8 protein-coding genes are annotated in these 3962 nt (G+C 68.6%); all 8 read right to left on the bottom strand.

All coding sequences use genetic code 11. The features are described 5' to 3' along the window. Positions 1 to 181 precede the first annotated feature (181 nt). Positions 182 to 457, bottom strand: coding sequence for a hypothetical protein (locus AB1609_17395; GenBank protein MEW6048223.1), 276 nt, complete (start codon positions 455 to 457; stop codon positions 182 to 184). A 59-nt stretch (positions 458 to 516) separates the two neighbouring features. Further along, a complete protein-coding gene (locus AB1609_17390) occupies positions 517 to 972 on the bottom strand; it encodes a hypothetical protein (protein MEW6048222.1) in 456 nt (151 codons plus the stop codon). Positions 973 to 1001: 29 nt separating this feature from the next. Then, positions 1002 to 1304 (bottom strand): hypothetical protein, encoded by a 303-nt coding sequence (locus AB1609_17385; GenBank protein ID MEW6048221.1) that lies wholly within the window; start codon positions 1302 to 1304, stop codon positions 1002 to 1004. A 66-nt stretch (positions 1305 to 1370) separates the two neighbouring features. Continuing rightward, the gene (locus AB1609_17380) at positions 1371 to 1832 is read right to left on the bottom strand and encodes a DUF1273 domain-containing protein (GenBank protein MEW6048220.1); all 462 of its coding nucleotides are present in this window, start codon (positions 1830 to 1832) and stop codon (positions 1371 to 1373) included. Continuing rightward, entirely contained in the window at positions 1826 to 2455 is a 630-nt protein-coding gene (locus AB1609_17375) for a hypothetical protein (protein ID MEW6048219.1), read from the bottom strand. Before AB1609_17375 ends, AB1609_17380 begins: the two co-directional genes overlap by 7 nt. A gap of 385 nt (positions 2456 to 2840) precedes the next feature. Beyond that, positions 2841 to 3035 carry a hypothetical protein gene (locus AB1609_17370; GenBank protein MEW6048218.1) on the bottom strand — a complete coding sequence of 65 codons (195 nt, stop codon included), beginning with the start codon at positions 3033 to 3035 and terminating at the stop codon, positions 2841 to 2843. A 101-nt stretch (positions 3036 to 3136) separates the two neighbouring features. Next, positions 3137 to 3601 (bottom strand): hypothetical protein, encoded by a 465-nt coding sequence (locus AB1609_17365; GenBank protein ID MEW6048217.1) that lies wholly within the window; start codon positions 3599 to 3601, stop codon positions 3137 to 3139. 19 nt (positions 3602 to 3620) lie between these two features. Continuing rightward, the coding region (locus tag AB1609_17360; protein ID MEW6048216.1) for a hypothetical protein at positions 3621 to 3962 on the bottom strand (342 nt) is incomplete at its 5' end.

The raw sequence follows: 3962 nt of genomic DNA, 5'->3' as shown, positions 1-3962 counted from the left end.
CTGGCACCGCGGGCAAACCCAACCTTTCTGGCGGGTGTACCGCCACCCGCGCCGCCTCGCGTCCTGCCCGGCCTCGCGCCGGTGCTTGCCCTCTACATACTCCCAATTGGGACAGCACCCGCAGAATACGGTCTACTGCACGTGGAGCCAGCCGCGCAGGTCCGGTTCTCCGCAGAACACGTCAGCCCTCCGCCCGGCACGACTTTGACCGGGCTTCGTCGGTCAGGACCGCCTGCGCCCCCAGAACAAACGCCTCGGCGTCGGGGAGCCTGTCGCAGGCAGCCAGGAAACCGTCCAAGGTCATCTCGAGAGGGAGAAGCACTTCCTGCTCGGCGCCGTCGAAGCACCGCGTGGCCACCACCCAGAGCCGGCCGTCTTCCAGGACGCACGTCCGGCCGTCGAGGACCACCCTCTGGCCGGCAAGCAGCGCCTTCAAGACCACTACGGCTTTCTTCATCGATCGATACCCCCTCACGGGGAGCCGGGCCCTGGACTCCCGGGCCCTCCCCGCCGTCTTCAACGGCAGCCACACCCGAACCGCCGCTCACCCTGACAGCGGCACTCGGTAGGTGCGGACTTCACCACGCTGAGGAGCGCTGCGGCGATGTCTTCCAACCCGCCCTGCAGGACCTTGTCTTCGGTGACCACACAGACCCAGGCGCTGACCGAGCACAGGCCCTCGTGCGCGACGGACTCGCACGCAAAGACCGTCCCGGGCTTGATGTGGTCCTGCAGCACTTCCGCCAGGTCAACGACCCCGGACGGGTCCACGTCGTCTGGCACGTCCACGTCCAGCGTCACGACGTGTCCGCCGAACCAGTAGCCGTCCTCGCGCTTCTCCCACACCAGCCCGGAGCACGAAGGATCTTCCTCGACGCTCGGGATGCCCAGCCGCGCCAGTTCCGCCCGGAAAGCCTCCTCGTTCCGCGGAACGAAGGGCAGCGTGGTTACCACCACGCCCGTGAAGTCCATGCTTTCAGCCCTCCTCCCCCGCCAGTTTCTCAAGCGCCGGTTTGGGTACGGCACCCCCGCACGCCGGGCAACGGCCCGTCCACGAGCAGCGCGGATCCAAAACCATAGTACCCCCACAGAGCCAGCGCGAAGCAGCCGAAACGTACAGTCTCCTTTACCTCCTGGTTGAACTCCTCCGATCTCATCAGCAGGGCGAGCGCCTTGTCAGGGTCCAGCTCCGCCAACTTGCGGTGCACGTCATCCAACAACTCGGCTTTCCGGGACAACCCCATGATCTTGCCGTACAGGTCGCCCAGCATGACCCGCACGCGCCTGGCTTCCGCCCTGTCCATCCGTCCCTGCACCTCCGCCTCGCTCCGAATTGGCCTGCCGAACGCCGCGACCCGCGAGTTCAGACCTCAACCCTGCGCTCCCGGCCAAACCACCCGCACGGGGACACCCCGGGCGCGAGCATACCCCACCGTCCCGTACGTGCCGCCCGTGCGCCTGCCGTCCCAAACAGCAACCACCAGACCCGACCGGTCGACCATCCACCTGTTGCGCGCGTGGGGCTTCCAGGGGGCATACGGTCCTCCCGGGTAAACCACCACGTCGTCCATCCGGACAAGCAGGGAACGGTACCTGCGCCGCACGGATGCAGGCCAAAGCCGGTCGTAGTCGTCGCACGGGATCACCGCCACCACCCGGCGGGCCTTCCCGAGCAGGATCTCGGCCGCCATCTGGTCCGCGCCCAGGGCCATGCCCGTGTACCAGGCGGCGTACCCCTCGGCCAGAGCCCGGTCGAGGGCGGCTGCCAGCAGGTGCCTGACCTGCCCAGGGTCGCCCAGCCGGCGGTGGCCGGTGACGCACGCGGTCAGCACGCTGTTCCCTCCCGCTTTGATCCCCTCGGCCGGCCCCGGTTGGCGATCCGCAGGGCCCATTCGGGGTCACGGGCTACACCCCTCGCCACCGCGTTGCTGTGGACCCGGACGGCCACCCTGACACCGGCGTAGAAGTGGACCTGGAGGACGGCGTACTTTTCCCGCCAGTCCGATGCCGCCCGCTCCTGCGTCCGGAACGCGCAGGCGTGCCGGCCCATCAGTACGGCGCCGCGGGGCTCCTGCTTGCGCAGCAGGACGTCCCTGCCGCACAGCGCCTGCCACAGCGGGTGGCCCCAGTCCACCTCCACGTACCTGGGCACTGGCCCGGGCATCCTCGCATGCCAGAAGTCAGTAAGCGCCTCCGAGGTCGCGCTCAGCCACCTCTCCACCGCGTCCCACCACCGATCCCAGGTGTGGGTCAGGGTCAGGATCATCTCCGGCGGTATCAGCGACAGTACCGCCGGCCAGCTGGACGCCAGCGCGGCGCCGTGAGGGTCCGGGGCACCGGCACGGGCCTTGGCCAGGCACCTATTGAACGCGTCGTCCTGCAGGGCAGCCGCCACCGGGTCGGCCAGATCCCAAACTTCCGCCTCGGCTTCCGGAACGGGAAGATCCCGCTCCATCCCCCACTCCTTCGCCACCTTGCGTGCGCACGGAACCCAACCACCTCCCGACGCGGAGTGGTCCCGGCCGCAGGCGGCGCAGCGGAACACGATGCCGTCACCCAAGGCGAATGCTGCCCGGGCCTCTTCTGTATCTGTAAAACACACGGACATTAAACTGCCTCCCTTCTGCCAGGTCGGACAGGGGCTGCAACCCTCAGCGCGGGGCAGGCCAGGCGCCAAGCAGCCACGGGACCACCACTTGCCTGAGCAGGGCGCCTATGCTGACGGCCACAAAGAGGGCGAGAAAGTCCTCTTTCGCTGCCCGCCGGGTCTCGGAGGAGCCACGGGCCTGCCGCGCGAGGTCGGCACTTCTCTGACTGGCACCGCGGCGCAGCTCCCTATCTCAGCCACGACTGCGGCCGCCTGCGTCGCTCTTTCCGGTCACCACGAACAGGAGCTGGTCCCCGGCGCACGTCAAGACCTGAACCTGGACCAGCTCGCGGCCCTCCATCTCCTCAGCCTGCATGTGGGCGTTGAATGCCAGCTCCAGTCGCTCGGGGAGACGGCCAGCCAACACCTTCAGCCTGGCATCCCGCACTAACGCTCACCCCCTATATCAGCTGCGTCTCTTCCCTGGAAAACCGCGGGGAGCCCCGGAGCGCCCGGGACCCCCCACGACCCCGCCGCCACGGACGGGGTTCACAACTCACCCGGCTGGTCGTCCGGGGAAGCCGGGCCAGGCGGCTCAAGCGGTGGGACGGGTTCCCGCCCCTCGATCAGCCGCGACAGCTCGCCGCGCAGCGAGGCGTAATCTCCGCATCTTTCCAGCAGATGCCGCAGCTTTTCCAGGGGCACGAAGGGCTCTCCGTCTACCAGCGCCACCTCGACATCCACGGCGGGCCTGCCGTCCTGCGCCGGCCGAAAGCGGCGCTCAAGGGCCGGTTCGCACCCGGAGTACCGGTCAAACGGCACCCCAAGCGCGACCAGCTTCGCCTCCAGTCCGGGGAACTCACCCCACTTCTGCTCGTAGCCGACTACCTCCACGAAGCCGTCCTCAGTTTCAGGACCCTCGTCGTAGGGGCCTTCGGCCTCCAGTACGGCCCGCACCTCCGGCGTCACGTCCCGCTCGCGCATCACGAGCCGCGTCCAGAACCACTCTCCCACGGCGGCACCACCCTCTCGCCTAGACCTCGACCAGCTCGAACGCCAGCGCCTGGGAGGCCCTCTCGGCCGCCTCCTTCACGACCGCCAACTCCTCAGGGTTGAGCCCGGAAAAGTCGACGGTCAGCCCGCCGATGCCCTGCTCGGCCAACGCCTCGAGGAATTGGGCCATCTGCCGGGGCTTGCCGGAAACTTCCACCAGCACACCGCCACCGTTCTCACCCTCGTGGCAGGCCAACTCCAGGCCAGCCCGCTCGGCCATCTTCATGGCCAGGCTCTGGCGGCAGATGCGGTGGACCACCTCCGGAGCGTTGGCCTCGTGCATGGGCGGCGGGTCCGGCAGCCACACCGTCACGATACCCAT

This window comes from Bacillota bacterium (assembly GCA_040754675.1).
GTDB lineage: Bacteria > Bacillota > Limnochordia > Limnochordales > Geochordaceae > Geochorda.
Note: the sequence above shows the minus strand (reverse complement) of the source record. Positions and strands in the feature narration are given on the sequence as shown.

Excerpts from the sequence above, each read along its gene's own strand:
- AB1609_17375 (MEW6048219.1), bottom strand. The coding sequence starts at position 2,455 with ATGGAGCGGGATCTTCCCGTTCCGGAAGCCGAGGCGGAAGTTTGGGAT.
- AB1609_17385 (MEW6048221.1), bottom strand. The coding sequence starts at position 1,304 with ATGGACAGGGCGGAAGCCAGGCGCGTGCGGGTCATGCTGGGCGACCTG.
- AB1609_17395 (MEW6048223.1), bottom strand. The coding sequence starts at position 457 with ATGAAGAAAGCCGTAGTGGTCTTGAAGGCGCTGCTTGCCGGCCAGAGG.
- AB1609_17390 (MEW6048222.1), bottom strand. The coding sequence starts at position 972 with ATGGACTTCACGGGCGTGGTGGTAACCACGCTGCCCTTCGTTCCGCGG.